This is a genomic window from Frondihabitans sp. 4ASC-45 (assembly GCF_049472575.1).
Classification (GTDB): Bacteria; Actinomycetota; Actinomycetes; order Actinomycetales; family Microbacteriaceae; genus Frondihabitans.
The window spans coordinates 25,432-43,636 of the sequence record NZ_JBCEBN010000005.1 but is presented as its reverse complement, the minus strand read 5'-3'; the positions used below and the strand labels follow the sequence as shown (position 1 = coordinate 43,636).

Genomic DNA, 18,205 nt, shown 5'->3' with positions numbered 1-18,205 from the left:
CGACTAGGAGAGCCCGCGCCGACCGACGAAGGGAGTGCGGCAGGATGGACCGGTGCGCTCCGACCTGATCTCCCGCCTCCGCTCCGACCTCTCCACCTCCCTCTTCACCGTGTCGCATCTGAGCGGTGCCGGGGCCTGGGGCGCTCAGGGCGGTGCTGCGTTGTTCCGGGGCGAGCGGATCGCGGCGCGACGGGCGCTGGCTTCGAGGATCCCGGAGACGCCTGCAGAACGCGCGTCTGACACCCTGGCGCTCTTGTTCGTACTCGGCTACCCGCAGCCCGCCGATGCCGTGGCTACCGCGTTGCCGACGCTCGGACTCGACGGCGCGATCAAACTCGAGCTCGTGGCACGCGACGACAGCGGCATGGTCAGCGCCCTGGTCGATCTGCGCCCCTACTCGTTCACGGATGCCTCCGGCGAAGCGCACTGGTGGATCGCCTCCGACCTCGGTGAGCTCGCCCTGCAGGGGGCCCTTCGCGAAGACCATGTCTTGGGCATCGGCGGCGCTTCCGCGACTCTGAGCGGTCTCATGATCGCCCGACCGGTCGATCGGGCACTCGACCTCGGCACCGGCTGCGGCATTCAGGCGATGCACGCCGCCCGGCACGCGCGTCACGTCGTGGCGACCGACATCTCGGAGCGCGCCCTCGATTTCGCCCGCTTTAACGCCGAGCTCAACCTGATCGACGGCATCGAGTTCCGCCTCGGCAGCCTGTTCGAGCCGGTCGCCGGCGAGACGTTCGACCACATCGTGTCGAACCCGCCGTTCGTCATCACGCCGCGCGTCGACGGGGTTCCCGCCTACGAGTACCGCGACGGCGGCATGGTCGGCGATGCGCTCGTCGCGACGGTTGTTGAGCAGGCAGGAGAGCACCTCGCGCCGGGCGGCATCGCACAGTTGCTCGGAAACTGGGAGACGGGTGCTGCGACGAGCGACAAGCGAGGTCCGTTCAGCGTGGGGGACTGGGCCGAGCGCGGTCGTGTTGCGGTGGACGTCTGGGTGGTAGAGCGCGAGGCGCAGGATCCTGCGTCGTATGCCGAGACCTGGATCCGCGATGGCGGCACGAGACCCGGCAGCCCCGAATTCGAGCGGCTCTATGGGGCATGGCTCGATGACTTCGATGCGCGCGGCGTCGTCGAGGTCGGCTTCGGGTACGTCACGCTCAGAAGACCGAAGGATCCCGCGGCGCGGCCCGAGACACGGATCGAGAGTCTCCGAGGCTCCCTCGTCCGCTCCGACGTGGGGCTGGGCGCCCATCTCGGTGCGACGCTCGACGCCCTGGACCGGCTGCGCACCCTGTCGGACGACGACCTCGCGCAGACGACAATGCAGGTCGCCGGGGACGTCACGGAGGAGCGGCACTACTGGCCGGGCAACGACGACCCGACGGTGATCACGCTGCGGCAGGGCGGAGGCTTCGGGCGGACCGTCGACGCGGGCACGGCCCTGACGGCGCTTGTCGGGGCCAGCGACGGCGAGCTCAGCGTCGGGGCGATCGTGGGCGCCCTCGCGCAGCTGCTCGAGGCGCCGGAGGCCGACCTGCGGGCTGAGCTGCTGCCGCAGGTGCGTGACCTCGTGGTGGGCGGGATCCTGAGTTTCTCACCCGCTGATCATTGACCCGTTCACACAACCGGGTGATCGTCCACGATCTGCTGATGGCAGAGCCCTGACATCAGCAGATCGGGGACAGTCACGCACTCGCGCTACTTGCCGGAGCGATCGCCCCAGCCGCGCCAGGAGTACTCGGGCACGAAGCCGAGCAGGTCGCGGGCCTTGTCGCTCGAGAGCAGCGGCATGGTGCCCTCGACGGCTGAACGACGCTCGACGTCGGGCAGGAACTGGTCGGCGAGAACGGCCGTCGGCTTGTTCATGACCGTGTCGGACGCGGCGATGATGAACGCCTCGAATCCGACGAGATCCGACTCGAGCGCCAGACGCACAGCGAGAGCGCCGTCGCGGTGGTCGATGTACGACCACAGGTTGAACGAGCGCGACTCCGGGTCGTCGTCGAACGGGAACGCCTCGTAGTCGGCGTCGTCCATCACGTTCGAGAAGCGCAGGCCGATGAGCTTGAGCTGGCGATCCCAGCGGGTGAAGTGCCGCGCCATCTCTTCGTCGACGGCCTTGCCCAGCGAGTACGACGACTCGGGGCGCACGGGGTAGTTCTCGTCGACGGGGATGTACGGCGGGTCGATGGCGAAGGGAAGACCCAGGAGCGTCTCGCTCGAGGCCCAGACGACGTTGCGGATCTTGGCGGCGCGAGCAGCCGCGAACACGTTGTAGCTCGACGTGACGTTGTTCGTGAACAGGGCCGCGTTCGGCACCAGCCCCGGCGCCGGGATAGCCCCGAGGTGCACGACTGCGTCGATGTGGTCGTAGCGGTCGTCGATGTGCGTGAGCGCCTCGAGCACCTGCCCGTAGTCGGAGAGGTCGACGCGGGTGAACGAGACGCCCTGCACGGGATCGGGCGACGGCACGCGATCGAGCAGCACCACCTCGTAGCCGTGCTCGGCGAGATCGCGCACGACCGCACGGCCGAGCTTGCCGGAACCGCCGGTGACAGCGACGCGGACGGGGGTAGGGGCTGACGACATCGTCGATCCTTCTGAGTGGGGGTGGGCGGCGAGAACCGCATCTTTTCGTTCTACAGCATCGCAGACGGGGGAGCCCAGGATCCGGCGGCCCGTTGTGGGGGGTCTGAGACGGGGCACTCGACTTGCGCCGCCGGGGCTCCGCGCGCTTCAATCAGCGCATGGGGGAACTCTTCACGCACGCGATGGTCTTCGCCTCGGCCTTCGATCCGGCTCTGACGACCGGCGACGGCTCGGCCGACGATCCGTTCATCGACGGCTCCGATCCGTTTGGCGGCAGCAGCGACCCGTTGATGCAGTCGGGGCCGGGACAGGCGTTCTCGGCGATCTTCACAATCATCGTGATCATCATCGTGATCGGGATCGGCCTTGCCATCTATCGGGCCGTCAAGCTCGCCCAGCAGGGCAAGAACCCGCTGACGCTCGACAACGACATCCGTGCGGCGGCCCTGGACACGCTGCAGGCGCAGAAGGTCGGGTCGGGTGCTGCCTCCGCAGATGACGCCTCCGGAGCAACTGCCTCGGCGGATGCTCCGACACCACTGCCGACACCACCCCCGACGTTGACGCTCGAGGAGCGCCTTCGCGAGGTCGACGGCCTCCGGGCGCGCGGCATCATCACCGAGTCGGAGCACGCGGCCGCTCGGGCGGCGATCCTCGCCAGCTGACACGGGCCACTCGGCGCCTGGAGGGTGTGGGCGCGCCCCGGATCCTTTGGTTGTCGGATCGTCCAGCCACCTTGTGCCCCGAAACGCTGAATTCTGTGCCCCGTGTAGGCATAAGTACCCACACCCGCCCGATCTATCACCCGATGATCACCCGTTGGTCGTATGCGTTGGCATATAGCTTAGGAAAGCTTTCGGCTGGTTACCGAGGCAGCACGTCCATCAACTGGTTCGAACGCGCGGCAGTCACCTGATCCGATTCCGCTCGGTCGCCCGCCAGGGACGTGTCGATGCGCCCCCAGTCCGAGCCTCGCGGCTCGTTGACGGGGGCGCATTCTCGGATTTATTGGCGGCTGCGCCGCGGCGGGCTCGCGCGGGTGCGCGGGTGTTCTTAGGCGTCGGCGGGTGCTGCAGCACCCGCCGATCCTCAACAACACCCGCCCACTCGCCGGGAACACCCGCCCACTCCACAAGCCCGGCCCACGCGATCCGGCACCGTGCAGGGGAGTACGGCAGGATCGTAGACACCATGCCGACTGTCGAGTACCCCCTCAAAGCCCTCCTGTCCGAGTACTACGGGCCGAACGACACGCACGGCGACGGCAGCTACGACGCCGACACGGTCTACACCGACTTCGCCGGCTGGGCCGAGGAGTCGGGCAGGGCGCTCTACCCCGCTCAAGACGAGGCCATGATCGAGCTCGTGTCGGGTGCGAGCGTGATCCTCTCGACACCGACCGGCACCGGCAAGTCGCTGGTGGCTGCCGGTGCCCACTTCACAGCGCTTGCGACAGGCAAACGCAGCTACTACACGGCCCCGATTAAGGCCCTCGTCAGCGAGAAGTTCTTCCAGCTGGTCGAGCTGTTCGGCCCCGAGAACGTCGGCATGGTCACCGGTGACTCGTCGGTCAACTCCGACGCTCCGATCATCTGCTGCACCGCCGAGATCCTGGCGAACCTCGCCCTGCGGCACGGCCCGGCGGCCGAGGTGGGGCAGGTCGTCATGGACGAGTTCCACTTCTACGCCGACCCCTCGCGCGGCTGGGCCTGGCAGGTGCCGCTGCTCCTTCTGCCCGACGTGCAGTTCCTCCTGATGAGCGCGACGCTCGGCAACGTCGAGACGATCAGCGACGACATCGGGCGCCGCACCGGCAAGCCCGTCGCCCTCGTCACCGGCGTCGAGCGTCCCGTTCCGCTCCACTACTTCTATGCCACGACTCCCGTGCACGAGACGGTCGAGGAGCTCCTCAGCACCGGCGAGGCCCCGATCTACGTCGTGCATTTCTCGCAGGCGGCCGCTCTCGAGCGCGCGCAGGCTCTGTCGAGCATCAAGATCGCAACGCGAGAGCAGCGCGACGAGATCGCCGAGTTGATCGCCGGTTTCCGCTTCTCGACCGGCTTCGGCAAGACCCTCAACCGGCTAGTGCGCGCGGGCATCGGCGTTCACCACGCCGGCATGCTGCCGAAGTACCGCCGCCTCGTCGAGCAACTGGCTCAGCGCGGTCTGCTGCGCGTCATCTGCGGCACCGACACCCTCGGCGTCGGCATCAACGTGCCGATCCGCACGGTGCTGCTCACCGCGCTGACGAAGTTCGACGGCACGCGCATGCGGCAGCTGAGCGCTCGTGAGTTCCACCAGGTCGCCGGCCGGGCGGGCAGAGCGGGCTACGACACCGCAGGCACGGTCACCCTTCAGGCGCCCGAGCACGAGATCGAGAACCTCGCCCAGATCAAACGGGCCGGTGACGACCTCAAGAAGAAGCGCAAGATCGTGCGCAAGAAGGCCCCCGAAGGGTTCGTCTCGTGGGGCGAGCCCTCGTTCTTCAAACTCGTCGAGGCCGAACCCGAAGCGCTCACGTCGAGCATGCAGATCACCCACGCGATGCTTCTCAACGTGATCGCCCGCGGCGGCGACGTGTTCGGCAACGTCCGGTCGCTGGTGTTCGAGAACCACTCGACGAAGGCGCAGAAATACGCCCTCGCCCGGCAGGCGATTGCGATCTACCGGGCATTGCGGGAGTCCGGCGTGGTCGAGCAGGTGCCCGGGGTCGCGAGTGCCGCGGATCCTTCGCCCCGTCCGACCATTCAGCTCACCGTCGACCTGCAGCCGAACTTCGCGCTCAACCAGCCCCTCTCGCCGTTCGCCCTCGCGACGTTCGAGGTGCTCGACCCGGAGTCGCCGACGTACGCACTCGACATGGTGTCGGTGGTCGAGTCGACGCTCGACGACCCACGGCCGATCCTCTCGCAGCAGCAGTTCAAGGCGCGCGGCGAGGCGGTGGCCGAGATGAAACGGGAGGGCATCGAATACGAGGAGCGCATGGAGCGCCTCGAAGAGATCACCTGGCCGAAGCCGCTCGACGAGTTGCTGGGTGCGCTGTTCGAGACCTACAAGGGGTCTCAGCCGTGGATCGGCGACTTCGAGCTGTCACCGAAGGCGGTCGTCCGCGACCTCTACGAGCGGGCGATGACGTTCGGCGACTACGTCAACTTCTACGGGCTCGCGCGCTCGGAGGGTCTCGTGTTGCGCTACCTCTCCGACGCCTACCGCGCCATGCGGCAGACGATTCCCGACGAGGCCAAGACCGACGAACTGCTCGACCTCATCGAATGGCTGGGTGAGCTCGTGCGGCAGGTCGACTCGTCTCTGCTTGACGAGTGGGAAGAGATGGTCAACCCGACCGAGGTCACGTCGCACGAGGCGATCGTGCCGCCGACCCTCCGCACCCTCACCGCGAACCATCGGGCCTTCACCGTGCTGGTCCGCAACGAGATGTTCCGCAGGGTGCAGCTCGCGGCTCTCGATGACGCGGAGGCTCTCGGCGCACTCGATGCCGCGGCCGGATTCGACGTCGACGCCTGGGGCTCCGCGCTCGACCGGTACTACGACGAGTACGACGCGGTCGGCACCGGGCCGAGTGCCCGCAGTGCGGCGATGCTCGTCGTCGAGGAGGGCGCCACCCAGTGGCTGGTGCGACAGATCTTCGAGGATCCCGCGGGCGACCACGACTGGGGCATCTCGGCGACCGTCGACCTCGCCGAATCGAACGAGCAGGGCGAGGCGGTCGTGCGGGTGACCGCTGTGGGTCCGGTCGGCGGGTAGTTCGCGGGCGGGGCGTGTGTCCGCACGACCTATGGCGGACTAGGCGACCTGCCGCGGCAGCGCGGGGAGTCCGCGAGACGTCGGGCGGCGTCCTAGAAGAGCGTGGCCGGGGGCTCAGGATCCGCGGAAGCCGCATCCGAGACCGTCGTCACGGGCCGGCCCGGCCACCCGGGGCCGTGCGGCACCTCGCTCCGGCGCTGGAATGCCTCTGCCGCCGTGCGCGCCCGGATGTCGGCGGCCTCGTTCATTGGGTGACCGATGTGCCCCTTGACCCACTCGAACTTCACGCGGCGACCCTGGAGGGCCGCGTCGAGCTCCTTGATGATCTCGACATTCATCACCGGTTTGCCGTCGGCCTTGCGCCAGCCCTTGCGCTTCCAGCCCGGCAGCCACTCGGTGCACGCCTTGATCGTGTACTGGCTGTCGCAGAGGATGTGCAGGTCGTCGTCTTCGTCGGCGGTGGCGCGGAGCAGCTCGAGCACAGCCGTCAGCTCACCCACGTTGTTCGTGTTGCGCGGCCAGCCGCCCGCCGCCCATCGCGAGTCGTCGACGTACCAGGCCCAGCCGGCGGGCCCGGGGTTGCCGAGGGCGGAACCGTCTGCTGCGGCGGTGATCGTCATGGGTGCTCCTTGTGCTCTTCTTCTTCTCCGAAAGCGTCAGCGGTGCCGGACCTCGGGCAAGCCCTGGTCGTCCGGCATCACTGCCGCTTTCGGTGTGCAGTGCGCGTGCCCTGCAACGGTACCGGGGCTGGGGCTGGGAGCTGCGCCGTCGGATCCTGCGCTCGCTGCTGGCCGGCCGTTCGCTTGCAAATTCGAAGGACAAACGCGCGGCCGGCAACGAAAACATCAGGATCCGGCGGGGTCGCGTGCCCAAATCTCCTTCAAATTTGCAATGGGGTCGGCGCGCTACCTGGCCGGCGAGTTGCGGAATCAGCCGACCTCGTCCGGGTGCGACCCCACGCGCTCGCCGGCATCGAGCGCGGCGATCGACGCCATCTCGTCGGCTGAGAGCTCGAAGCCGAACACGTCGATGTTCTCGGCGATCCGCGACGGTGTGACCGACTTCGGGATCACGACGAGCCCCGACTGCAGGTGCCAGCGGATCACGAGCTGGGCGACCGACACTCCATGGGCGCTCGCCAGCGTGGTGAGGACGGGTTCGTCGAGGATCCTGCCCCTCGCCAGCGGCGACCACGCCTCGGTGACGATGTGGCGAGTGTCGCCGAAGTCGCGGAGTTCGCGCTGCTGCAGCCACGGCTGCACTTCGATCTGGTTGATCACGGGCACGACGTCGGTCTCGCCGAGCAGGCGCTCGAGGTGGTGCACCTGGAAGTTCGAGACGCCGATCGACCGGACGCGCCCCTCCTCACGGAGGCGCTCGAGAGCGCGGTACGTGTCGACGTAGAGGTCTTGGCGGGGTGCCGGCCAGTGGATCAGGTAGAGGTCGAGTACGTCGAGGCCGAGCTTCGCCATGCTGCGGTCGAACGACGAGAGGGTCGAGTCGAAGCCCTGCTGGTCGTTCCACACCTTGGTCGTCACGTAGACGTCGTCGCGCGCGATGCCGGATGAGGCGAGTGCCCGCCCGACGCCCGCCTCGTTGGCGTAGTACTCGGCGGTGTCGATGTGGCGGTAGCCGGCTTGGAGGGCGGCCGCGACGCTGCGCTCCGCCTCGTCGTCGTCGACCTTGTAGACCCCGAGACCGAGCTGCGGGATGGTGTTGCCGTCGTTGAGCCGGATCCTGGGGACCGCGTCGAGAGTCATGACTCGATTATCGCCGCGCAGGGTTGCCGCACCGCCAGGGTTCGACGGCGGGCTCGAATTCGAAGGAGAAACGCCTGTCGTACGACGAAGAATCAAGGATCCGTCGGGGGCGCCACCACAGATCTCCTTCAAATTCGAAGGCGGGCCGGTTTACTGACCGCGTCAGCTCGTCTGGATCGGCACCGGCTCGGTGTCGGCCAGCGGGCTCGCATCGGTGCCGCGCAGATCGGGCAGCCAGCGCTTGAAGACGACGGGCACGAGCACCCCGACCAGTGCGAACGCGGCGGCGACGTAGAGTCCGCCGACCGTCCCCTTCGAGTCGATGAGGGCGCCGGCGATGGCCGAGCCGATCGCAGCGCCGATCAGTTGCCCGGTGCCCGACCAGCCGTACGCCTCGGCGGTGTCGCTGAAACGAACGCTCGACGAGATGATCGCGAACATCACGGCGAGAGCGGGCGCGATGCCGACGCCGGCAATGAGGAGGGTGACGCACAGCCAGACGAACGACGTCGGCATCACGATCGTCAGGATGATGCCGACGAACACGATCAGCATGCGGATCGGCAGCGACCACGGCCCGACGGCGAGGTGACCGAGGAGGAGACCGCCGACGAGTGACCCGATCGCGAAGATGGCAAGCACGAAGCCGGAGTTGGGGCTGCCGTCGCCGAACGCCGAGATGACTCCGGCTTCGACCGCGGCGCACGTGCCGATCAGGAGGAAGCCGGTCATTGTCGACAGGAGCACGGTCGGGCGTAGCAGCACCTTGCCGAAGGCGCGCTTGCTCTGCGGAATGCGCACACGGCCCACCTCGGGAGACGCGATGAACCAGGCTCCACCACCGATGAGGAACGCCGCGGCCACGAGAATCGCGTAGACGGTGCCGATCTGCGTGCCGACGAACGTGGTGACGACGGGGCCCGCGACCCAGATGATCTCTTGGGCGGAGGCGTCGAGCGAGAAGAGGGGAGTGAGCTGCGTCGAGTTGACCATCTTGGGGTAGATGGTGCGGACGGCGGGCTGGATCGGCGGCACACTCAGCCCGGCGAAGAAGCCGACGACCATATAGAGGGGAAGAGTCAGCGGAGCGAGTGCGAATACCAGGAGGCTCGTGAGGCAGACCACGAGCGTCAGCAGCAACACGGGTCGCATGCGCCAGATGCCCATCCAGCGACTGGTGAGGGGGCCCGAGATGGCCTGGCCGACGCTCGTCGCGGCGAGGACCACGCCCGCGGCGCCATAGGAATCGGTCTGGTGCTCGACGTGCAACAGGAACGCCAGCGACAGCATGCCGAACGGGAACCGGGCAGTCAGCTGTGCGGCGATGATCCGTGCGACTCCCGGCGTCTTCAGAAGATTCGAATAGGCGCCCACAAGGGAACAAGTCTACGGATCCGCGTCGACATTCCGCCACGCTCCTCCACGCCCCAGAACGGCCGAGGATCCGACGCTGGTTGCGTTCCACTGCCGGCCTTGCGTCGCAGGTCGCGACACGCCGTGCCCCGAACTGGGGACGGCGCCCAGGCGCAAATGGTTATCCACAGATCCGAGTGTCGGTGGTGGGGAGGAAGGTGTGGACAACGCCGATTTTCCGGGGATAAGCCGGGGCTTCTGTGGAGAACCCCTGTGGATAATCGTCCTCGGGTAATTACAGCGGTGTAACACATCATCTAGTTGTGTCTCCCGATGTCGGCCCCTAGATGTAGTATCGAAGCACACGAGCAAACACCACTCGGCACCACCCACCGCACTTCTTTTCTAGGGGAGAACCATGGCGATCACCGTCTACACCAAGCCGTCCTGCGTCCAGTGCACGGCTACCTACCGCGCCCTCGACAACAAGGGCATCGAGTACGAGATCTTCGATGTCTCCGTCGACGAGAAGGCCCTCGAGACCGTCAAGGCACTCGGCTACCTCCAGGCGCCCGTCGTCGTCACCGACGAAGACCACTGGAGCGGATTCCGCCCTGACAAGATCGCCGGCCTCGCCGCCGCGATCGCCTAGAGCGCGTTTCTTTCCCCACCGACCGAGAGGAGTCTGGCCGTGCAACTCGCGACGACGTCGACTCACCTCATCTACTTCTCGAGCGTCTCGGGCAACACCGCCCGATTCGTCGAGAAGCTAGGGCTCCCCGCTGAGCGCATTCCGCTCTTCCCCAATGAAGAGCCGCTTCAGGCGCGCGACCCCTACGTCCTCGTCCTCCCCACCTACGGTGGCGGCGAAGGGCGAGGTGCCGTTCCCAAGCAGGTCATCCGGTTCCTCAACGACGAGGGCAACCGAAACCTGATCCGCGGAGTCATCGCGGCCGGGAACACCAACTTCGGAGAGGGGTACTGCCTCGCCGGTGACATCATCGCCGCCAAGTGCCAAGTGCCCCTGCTCTACCGTGTCGAGGTCTTCGGCACGCCAGACGACGTACAAGCAGTGCAAGAAGGATTGGATCGATTTTGGACACAGCAGTCGACGACCTCGAGGTAATCGCCGGGCCGAACAGCGGGATGGATTACCACTCGCTCAACGCCATGCTCAACCTCTACGGCCCGAACGGTGAAATCCAGTTCGACAAAGACCGCGAGGCAGCGAAGCAGTACTTCCTGCAGCACGTGAACCAGAACACCGTCTTCTTCCACAACTTGAAGGAGCGCCTCGACTACCTGGTCGAGAACCAGTACTACGAGCAGGCCACGATCGACCTGTACTCGTTCGACTTCATCGAGAAGCTCAACGAGCTCGCCTACTCCAAGAAGTTCCGCTTCCAGACCTTCCTCGGCGCCTTCAAGTACTACACCTCGTACACCCTCAAGACGTTCGACGGAAAGCGCTACCTCGAGCGCTTCGAAGACCGCGTGGTGATGACGGCTCTCGGCCTCGCCCAGGGCGACGAGAAGCTCGCCGTCGACCTCGTCGAAGAGATCATCGCCGGGCGCTTCCAGCCCGCGACGCCGACGTTCCTCAACACGGCCAAGGCGCAGCGTGGCGAGCTCGTCAGCTGCTTCCTGCTTCGCATCGAAGACAACATGGAGTCGATCTCGCGCGGCATCAACTCGTCGCTGCAGCTCTCCAAGCGCGGTGGCGGCGTGGCCCTGTCGCTCTCCAACATCCGTGAGGCCGGCGCCCCGATCAAGCAGATCGAAAACCAGTCGTCGGGCATCATCCCCGTCATGAAGCTCCTCGAAGACAGCTTCAGCTACGCCAACCAGCTCGGAGCCCGCCAGGGCGCTGGCGCCGTCTACCTGAGCGCTCACCACCCCGACATCCTTCGGTTCCTCGACACCAAGCGCGAGAACGCCGACGAGAAGATCCGCATCAAGACGCTGTCCCTCGGCGTGGTCGTGCCCGACATCACCTTCGAGCTCGCCAAAAAAGACGAAGACATGTACCTCTTCTCGCCGTACGACGTCGAGCGCGTGTACGGAGTTCCTTTCGGCGACATCTCCATCTCTGACAAGTACCGCGAGATGGTCGACGACAGCCGCATCAAGAAGACCAAGATCAACGCTCGCGAGTTCTTCCAGACCATCGCCGAGATCCAGTTCGAGTCGGGCTACCCGTACATCGTGTTCGAAGACACGGTGAACAAGGCCAACCCGATCAAGGGCCGGATCAACATGTCGAACCTGTGTTCCGAGATCCTCCAGGTCAACACGCCGACCACCTTCAACGAAGACCTCTCGTACAACGAGATCGGCAAAGACATCTCGTGCAACCTCGGGTCGATGAACATCGCCCTGTCGATGGACAGCGACAACTTCGGCCGCACCGTCGAGACCGCGATCCGCGGCCTCAGCGCGGTCAGCGACATGAGCCACATCGCTTCCGTCCGCTCGATCGAGGTCGGCAACGACTCGTCGCACGCCATCGGCCTCGGCCAGATGAACCTCCACGGCTACCTGGCACGCGAGCGCGTGCACTACGGCAGCGAAGAGGCGATCGACTTCACGAACATTTACTTCTACACGGTGCTGTTCCACGCCCTCCGCGCATCCAACCGGATTGCCATCGAGCGCAAAGTCACCTTCGGGGGCTTCGAAGATTCGAAGTACGCCGACGGATCCTTCTTCGACAAGTACACCGAGCAGGAGTGGGTGCCCTCGACGGCCCGCGCCGCCGCGCTGTTCGCCGACGCCGACGTGACGATCCCGACGCAAGACGACTGGCGCGCACTCAAGCAGAGCGTCATGGAGCACGGCATCTACAACCAGAACCTCCAGGCTGTGCCGCCGACCGGGTCGATCTCGTACATCAACCACTCGACGTCGTCGATCCACCCGATCGCGTCGAAGATCGAGATCCGCAAGGAGGGCAAGCTGGGCCGCGTTTACTACCCCGCGCCCTTCATGACCAACGACAACCTCGACTACTACACCGACGCGTACGAGATCGGGCCGGAGAAGATCATCGACACGTACGCCGCGGCAACGCAGCACGTCGACCAAGGTCTCTCGCTCACGCTGTTCTTCAAAGACACCGCGACCACTCGCGACATCAACAAGGCGCAGATCTACGCATGGCGCAAGGGCATCAAGACGATCTACTACATCCGTCTTCGCCAGCTCGCACTCGAGGGCACCGAGGTCGACGGCTGCGTCAGCTGCATGCTGTAAAGCCCCGGCACGCTGACGAGCTCAGCCTGCTCTGACGGCCGCGGGTGCGGCGCCGAGTGTGGCGCACCCGCGGTTGTCTTCCCCCGTTTTGATCGCATAACGACTACAGGATCCTGAAATGACTGTTACAGACCCGGCCCACGCCATCGGCAAGAGCATCCCGCTCGTGCGTGCCGTGAGCGCGATCAACTGGAACCGCATCCACGACGACAAAGACGTCGAGGTCTGGAACCGGCTGGTCAACAACTTCTGGCTGCCCGAGAAGATCCCGCTGTCGAACGACGTGCAGTCGTGGAACACGCTGACCCCCGAAGAGCAGCAGCTCACCATGCGGGTGTTCACCGGGCTGACCCTGCTCGACACGATTCAGGGCACCGTTGGCGCGATCAGCCTGATCCCCGACGCGATCACGCCGCACGAAGAGTCGGTCTACACGAACATCGCGTTCATGGAGTCGGTGCACGCCAAGAGCTATTCGTCGATCTTCTCGACCCTCGCGTCGACCCCCGAGATCGACGACGCGTTCCGCTGGTCGGAGGAGAACGTCAACCTTCAGAAGAAGGCCCAGATCGTTCTCGACTACTACACCGGCGACGACCCCCTGAAGCGGAAGGTCGCCTCGACGTTGCTCGAGTCGTTCCTCTTCTACTCGGGCTTCTACCTGCCGATGTACTGGTCGTCGCGCGCCAAGCTGACCAACACCGCCGACATGATCCGCCTCATCATCCGCGACGAGGCCGTGCACGGGTACTACATCGGCTACAAGTTCCAGAAGGGGCTCGAGGGCGCCTCCGACGAGCGCAAGCAAGAGATCAAGGACTACACGTTCAATCTCCTGTTCGAGCTCTACGACAACGAGGTGCAGTACACCCAAGACCTCTACGACTCGGTCGGGCTGACCGAAGACGTCAAGAAGTTCCTGCACTACAACGCCAACAAGGCGCTGATGAACCTGGGCTACGAGCCGATGTTCCCGAAAGACGTCACCGACGTGAACCCGGCAATCCTGTCGGCCCTCTCGCCGAACGCCGACGAGAACCACGACTTCTTCTCGGGCTCCGGCTCGTCGTACGTCATCGGCAAGGCCGAGACCACCGAAGACGAAGACTGGGACTTCTAACAAGTCGGCTCTCTTCGCTAGAAGACACGAAACGGCCAAAACCACCTGCCGCGGCAGGTGGTTTTGGCCGTTTGGCGTCGGGTAGTGCAGTGCGTCGGAACCCTGAGCCCGAGCAAGCTCAGCCGAACGGAATACACCCCACGATCACGCCCACCGCGAGCATCGCCAAGGCCACGACGGCCGCACGCCAGAGCACCTTCCGGTGGTGGTCGCCGAGGTTGACGTTCGCGAGTGACACCAGCAGCAGAATGGCCGGCACGAGCGGGCTCTGCAGGTGCACCGGCTGCCCGACTACCGACGCGCGGGCCATCTCGACCGGGGTGATGCCGAACGCGGCAGCACTCTGCGACAGCACGGGCAGGATGCCGAAGTAGAAGGCGTCGTTGCTCATGAAGAAGGTCAGCGGCAGGCTCAGCACGCCGGTGATGACGGCGAGATACGGGCCCATCGAGTCGGGGATCACCCGCACCAGCCAGTCGGCCATCGCATCGACCATGCCGGTGCCGTCGAGCACCCCGATGAGCACGCCCGCGGCGAAGACCATCGACACGACGCCGACGATGCTCGGCGCATGGGCCACGATCTCGGCCGACTGGCTCTTCACCTGCGGAAAATTGACCAAAAGGGCGATGGCGGTCGCGACCATGAAGACGTAGGCGAGCGGCACGACGTCGAGCACGAGCACGACCATCACGGCGACCGTGAGCGCGAGGTTGAACCAGATCAGTTTCGGGCGGAGCGTGGGGCGGTCGGGATCGAGCATCGTGTCGGCCAGGGTTCCTGAAGCCTCACCGCGTGGGCCGGATCCTTCGCCGTCGCCCACCTCGTCGGTGCCGTCGGCACCCGCGCGACGCCCATCGGCCACTCCGCCGCGGAGCCCGAGAGCGACCGTCGAGCTCGTGAACATCGAGGATCCGTCGCCCCCGGCCAGGGTGAGAGCACGCGACTTCCCGACACGGCCGGCGGCGCGACCGGCGGAGAGCACCTTCGATTCGCCGAGCTCGACCAGCCCGAGGCGCTTGCGTTCGCGGAGGCCGAGGATCCAGGCGAAGCCGAACGCGAGGATCAGGCCCACGACGAGAGAGGGCACGAGCGGCACGAAGATGTCGGCGGCGTCGACCTTGAGTGCCGCTGCGGCGCGTGCCGTCGGGCCGCCCCACGGGACGATGTTCAGCGTGCCGTTGGTGAGACCGGCGACGCAGGTGAGCACGACGGGGCTCATGCCGAGACGCAGGTAGATCGGCAGCATTGCGGCCGTGACGACGATGAAGGTCGTCGATCCGTCACCGTCGAGCGACACGGCGCCAGCGAGCAGGGCTGTGCCGAGCACGATCTTCGCGGGGTCGTTGCCGGTGACCCGCAGGATGAAGCGGACGAGCGGGTCGAAGAGCCCGACGTCGATCATCAGCCCGAAGAACATGATGGCGAACATGAGCAGGGCCGCCGTCGGCGCGAGCGTGCCGATGGCCTCGAGGATCATGTCGCCGAGCCCGAGACCGGCCCCGGTGAAGAGGCCGAAGATCGTCGGCACGATGATGAGAGCGAGCATGGGCGAGAGGCGCTTGGTCATGATCAGCACCATGAAGGCGATGACCATGCCGTAGCCGAGGAGGACGAGCATTGCGAGGACTCCTTTGTCCGGTGGTGTGCTCCCAGCACGCTAGGGGGGTCGCGTGGCTGCGTCGTGCTTTTGCGCATTGGTCGAGTACAGCGCGTTGGCCGCATTCTGCGCATTCTGCTCACGTGGGTGGGGCGAGAGTGCCTAGGCTGGGTCGCGTGATCGACGCTGACACGACGAGGCCGGAGACGGCACGACCCGCCCGCCGCGGTGCGCGCTTTGCGACGCAGCTGCTGGTGCTCCAGCTCGTCGTCGTGATCGTCGTGGTCGGTCTCACCAGCGCCGTCTTCTTCCGCATCGCAGTGCACCGCCTCGAGACCGGTGCCGAATCGACAGCGCTGGCAATCGCACAGAGCGTCGCCAGCGACACCGACCTGAGAAGCGAGGTCGCTCGACTGAGCGTCGACGGCACCGACCTCGATCGCGCGGCGTTGGCCGACGGTCCCGTCCAGGCGGGCGCTCTCGACACGGCCCGCCGCACGGGCGCGCTGTTCGTCGTCGTCACCGACGACAATGGAATCCGTCTCGCCCACCCCGACGTCGACCGGATCGGCGAGCTCGTCAGCACGAGTGCGGCAGCGGCCCTCCGCGGCGAAGAGACCGTGTCGTGGGATCGTGGCACCCTGGGCGAGTCGGCCCGCGCAAAGGTACCGATCTACGCGTCCGGTGCCGGGGCAGACTCGAAGCCCGTCGGCGAGGTCAGCGTCGGCTTCGCCCGAGCCCGCGTGTACGACTCGCTGATGCGCGACGCGATTCCTGTCTTCGGAGTGGGCCTGCTCGCACTTCTGATCGGCATCGTCGCGTCGATTCTTATCCGCCGACGCCTGGTTCGCCTCACGCTCGGCCTCCAGCCCGAAGACCTTGTGTCACTCGTGCAGAACCAGCAGGCGGTGCTCGGCGGGTTCGGGGAGGGGGTGTTCGCGGTGTCACCGACGGGCGTGGTCACGGTCTGCAACGAGAGGGCGGCCGCGCTACTCGGAATTCAGGATCCGACGGGTCACCCGATCGAGGAGGCCTCGCTTCCGGGTGAGTTCCGTCGGATCCTCGGCTCGCCGTCGTCCGAGGGCGACAGCACGCTCGTGGTCGGCGCCCACGTGCTGCTCGTCGATGTGCGCCGCGTTGCGCGCGACGGCCATGATCTCGGGGTCGTGGCCGTCGTCCGCGACCGGACCGACGTCGAGGCGCTCTCGCGCCGGCTCGACGCGGTCGGTGCGATGACGACGGCCCTGCGGGCTCAGCGGCACGAGTTCGCCAACCGCCTGCACGCGGTGTCGGGGCTGCTCGAGATCGGTCAGGTCGAGCAGGCGCGCGGCTACCTCGCCGACGTTCTCGAGCGAGGGCCGCTCCGCTATCCCGTGAAGCACGCCGACCGGCTGACCGAGCCGTATCTGCAGGCGTTCCTCGGGGCGAAGGGCGTCGAGGCAGCCGAGCGCGGCGTGCTGCTGCAGCTCGGTGCCGAGACGCTCGTCGCAGGCGTCGTCGCCGAGCCGGGCGACGTCACGACCGTGCTCGGTAACCTCATCGACAACGCGGTCGCCGCGGCGGTAGCGGGCGACGTCAGCCCGGCGTGGGTCGAGATCGAAGTGCTCGACGACGGCTCCGATCTGCACCTCTCGGTGATGGACTCCGGCCGCGGTTTCAGGCCGAGTGCTGCCTCAACGGATCCGTTCGAGCGGCGGCCGGGCCCCACCGACACGCCTCCCCGACCGGGGGCGAAGGATCCCGCGCACGGCCTCGGCTTCGGTCTGCCCCTGTCGCGCGAGCTGGCTCGTCGCAGCGGCGGAGACGTGTGGCTCGCATCCGCCGGTGGCGACGATCACGGCGCGATCTTCTGCGCCCGCCTCGTCGCCGTCATGACCCCGGGAGGTCTCTCGTGAACGACCCCGATCTCGTCGTCCTCGTCGTCGACGACGACTTCTACGTGGCCGACCTGCATCGTCGGCAGGTCGACGAGCTTGCCGGATTCCGGGCACTCGCCCCCGTGGGCACGGCGGCCCAGGCGAGGCGCGTCGTCGCGGAAACAGCGGTCGACCTCGTGCTGCTCGACGTCTACCTGCCCGACGGTTCCGGGCTCGACCTGCTCCGCACCCTCGACACCGACGTGTTCGTGGTGAGCGCCGCCTCCGATCCGGCGACCGTCCGGTCGGCCCTTCGCCGTGGAGCTCTCGCCTACCTGATCAAACCCTTCTCGGCCGACCTGCTGGCCGAGCGACTCCGCGCGTACCTGCGGTTCCGCAACGTGCTCGACGACCGCGGAACCCTCGATCAGGAGGCGGTCGAGCGGGGCCTGAGGATCCTGCACTCCGGCGATTCGAAAGCGGGATCACCGTCGCGCGCGGCGACCGAGCGGAGTGTGCTCGACGTGCTCTCCCCGGACGTCGAGCTGTCGGCGGCAGAGGTCGCGGAGCGCGTCGGGGTGAGCCGAGCGACGGCACAGCGCTACCTCGCCACCCTGTCGGCCGAGGGGCTGGCCCGGATGCGGCTGCACTACGGCACCACCGGGCGGCCCGAGCACCGCTACTCGGGCGTCTGACCTGCCGGCTTCAGGGTGCCGCTGGTCTCAGGGCGCCATCGTCGACGTCGGAGTGGGGGAGGGCGACACGGTGCGCTGGGGGTCGGTCTTCGAGAACTCGCGACCGGCCACGAGGATCGCCCCGATGCCGATGCTCACGAACAGGGCCAGCACGACGACGATGCCGATGATGGCGAGAGTACGGCGAGCGGGCACGGAGCGACCTTACT

15 protein-coding genes are annotated in these 18,205 nt (G+C 66.7%); 9 read left to right on the top strand and 6 right to left on the bottom strand.

Going from position 1 to position 18,205, the window contains the following annotated elements:
• Positions 1–52: 52 nt before the first annotated feature.
• Entirely contained in the window at positions 53–1,618 is a 1,566-nt protein-coding gene (locus VH571_RS09365) for a DUF7059 domain-containing protein (RefSeq protein ID WP_423264322.1), read from the top strand.
• A gap of 86 nt (positions 1,619–1,704) precedes the next feature.
• On the opposite strand, the gene VH571_RS09360 is transcribed toward VH571_RS09365, so the two are convergent.
• Positions 1,705–2,595: an NAD-dependent epimerase/dehydratase family protein gene (locus VH571_RS09360; RefSeq protein ID WP_423264321.1), complete on the bottom strand. Its 891-nt coding sequence runs from the start codon at positions 2,593–2,595 to the stop codon at positions 1,705–1,707.
• Positions 2,596–2,753: 158 nt separating this feature from the next.
• On the opposite strand from VH571_RS09360, the gene VH571_RS09355 reads away from it, so the two are divergent.
• Both VH571_RS09355 and VH571_RS09350 read left to right on the top strand, forming a co-directional pair.
• Positions 2,754–3,260 (top strand): hypothetical protein, encoded by a 507-nt coding sequence (locus tag VH571_RS09355; protein ID WP_423264320.1) that lies wholly within the window; start codon positions 2,754–2,756, stop codon positions 3,258–3,260.
• Between the two features lie 526 nt (positions 3,261–3,786).
• Complete coding sequence (locus tag VH571_RS09350) at positions 3,787–6,360, top strand: DEAD/DEAH box helicase (protein ID WP_423264318.1); 2,574 nt, start codon at positions 3,787–3,789, stop codon at positions 6,358–6,360.
• A 92-nt stretch (positions 6,361–6,452) separates the two neighbouring features.
• Here VH571_RS09350 and VH571_RS09345 read toward each other — a convergent pair whose 3' ends face one another.
• From VH571_RS09345 to VH571_RS09335, 3 genes are all read right to left on the bottom strand, one after another.
• A complete protein-coding gene (locus tag VH571_RS09345) occupies positions 6,453–6,980 on the bottom strand; it encodes a ribonuclease H family protein (protein WP_123943105.1) in 528 nt (175 codons plus the stop codon).
• A gap of 309 nt (positions 6,981–7,289) precedes the next feature.
• Entirely contained in the window at positions 7,290–8,120 is an 831-nt protein-coding gene (locus VH571_RS09340; protein ID WP_123943103.1) for an aldo/keto reductase, read from the bottom strand.
• A gap of 162 nt (positions 8,121–8,282) precedes the next feature.
• On the bottom strand, positions 8,283–9,494 hold the full coding sequence (locus VH571_RS09335) for an MFS transporter (protein WP_055963506.1): 1,212 nt from the start codon (positions 9,492–9,494) through the stop codon (positions 8,283–8,285).
• Between the two features lie 397 nt (positions 9,495–9,891).
• On the opposite strand from VH571_RS09335, the gene nrdH reads away from it, so the two are divergent.
• The 4 genes from nrdH to nrdF all read left to right on the top strand — a co-directional run bounded on the left by nrdH (position 9,892) and on the right by nrdF (position 13,845).
• Positions 9,892–10,125, top strand: a complete 234-nt coding sequence (nrdH, locus tag VH571_RS09330; protein ID WP_055963503.1) for a glutaredoxin-like protein NrdH — start codon at positions 9,892–9,894, stop codon at positions 10,123–10,125.
• Positions 10,126–10,158: 33 nt separating this feature from the next.
• Positions 10,159–10,599: a class Ib ribonucleoside-diphosphate reductase assembly flavoprotein NrdI gene (nrdI, locus tag VH571_RS09325; protein ID WP_423264493.1), complete on the top strand. Its 441-nt coding sequence runs from the start codon at positions 10,159–10,161 to the stop codon at positions 10,597–10,599.
• A 20-nt stretch (positions 10,600–10,619) separates the two neighbouring features.
• Positions 10,620–12,725, top strand: a complete 2,106-nt coding sequence (gene nrdE / locus VH571_RS09320; RefSeq protein WP_055963499.1) for a class 1b ribonucleoside-diphosphate reductase subunit alpha — start codon at positions 10,620–10,622, stop codon at positions 12,723–12,725.
• Positions 12,726–12,843: 118 nt separating this feature from the next.
• Entirely contained in the window at positions 12,844–13,845 is a 1,002-nt protein-coding gene (gene nrdF, locus VH571_RS09315) for a class 1b ribonucleoside-diphosphate reductase subunit beta (protein ID WP_370275181.1), read from the top strand.
• Between the two features lie 118 nt (positions 13,846–13,963).
• On the opposite strand, the gene VH571_RS09310 is transcribed toward nrdF, so the two are convergent.
• The gene (locus tag VH571_RS09310; RefSeq protein ID WP_423264316.1) at positions 13,964–15,466 is read right to left on the bottom strand and encodes a CitMHS family transporter; all 1,503 of its coding nucleotides are present in this window, start codon (positions 15,464–15,466) and stop codon (positions 13,964–13,966) included.
• Between the two features lie 155 nt (positions 15,467–15,621).
• On the opposite strand from VH571_RS09310, the gene VH571_RS09305 reads away from it, so the two are divergent.
• Together VH571_RS09305 and VH571_RS09300 are read left to right on the top strand one after the other, a co-directional pair.
• Entirely contained in the window at positions 15,622–17,340 is a 1,719-nt protein-coding gene (locus VH571_RS09305; protein ID WP_423264315.1) for an ATP-binding protein, read from the top strand.
• Positions 17,337–17,996, top strand: coding sequence for a response regulator (locus VH571_RS09300; protein ID WP_423264314.1), 660 nt, complete (start codon positions 17,337–17,339; stop codon positions 17,994–17,996). The genes VH571_RS09305 and VH571_RS09300 overlap by 4 nt, the downstream gene beginning before the upstream one ends.
• 27 nt (positions 17,997–18,023) lie before the next feature.
• Here the strand turns inward: VH571_RS09300 and VH571_RS09295 are convergent, their stop codons facing one another.
• Complete coding sequence (locus VH571_RS09295; RefSeq protein WP_423264312.1) at positions 18,024–18,191, bottom strand: hypothetical protein; 168 nt, start codon at positions 18,189–18,191, stop codon at positions 18,024–18,026.
• Between the last annotated feature and the right edge of the window lie 14 nt (positions 18,192–18,205).

Coding starts and splice junctions, on each gene's coding strand:
- VH571_RS09360 (WP_423264321.1), bottom strand. CDS start 2,595: ATGTCGTCAGCCCCTACCCCCGTCCGCGTCGCTGTCACCGGCGGTTCC.
- VH571_RS09355 (WP_423264320.1), top strand. CDS start 2,754: ATGGGGGAACTCTTCACGCACGCGATGGTCTTCGCCTCGGCCTTCGAT.
- VH571_RS09350 (WP_423264318.1), top strand. CDS start 3,787: ATGCCGACTGTCGAGTACCCCCTCAAAGCCCTCCTGTCCGAGTACTAC.
- VH571_RS09345 (WP_123943105.1), bottom strand. CDS start 6,980: ATGACGATCACCGCCGCAGCAGACGGTTCCGCCCTCGGCAACCCCGGG.
- VH571_RS09340 (WP_123943103.1), bottom strand. CDS start 8,120: ATGACTCTCGACGCGGTCCCCAGGATCCGGCTCAACGACGGCAACACC.
- nrdH (WP_055963503.1), top strand. CDS start 9,892: ATGGCGATCACCGTCTACACCAAGCCGTCCTGCGTCCAGTGCACGGCT.
- nrdE (WP_055963499.1), top strand. CDS start 10,620: ATGGATTACCACTCGCTCAACGCCATGCTCAACCTCTACGGCCCGAAC.
- nrdF (WP_370275181.1), top strand. CDS start 12,844: ATGACTGTTACAGACCCGGCCCACGCCATCGGCAAGAGCATCCCGCTC.
- VH571_RS09310 (WP_423264316.1), bottom strand. CDS start 15,466: ATGCTCGTCCTCCTCGGCTACGGCATGGTCATCGCCTTCATGGTGCTG.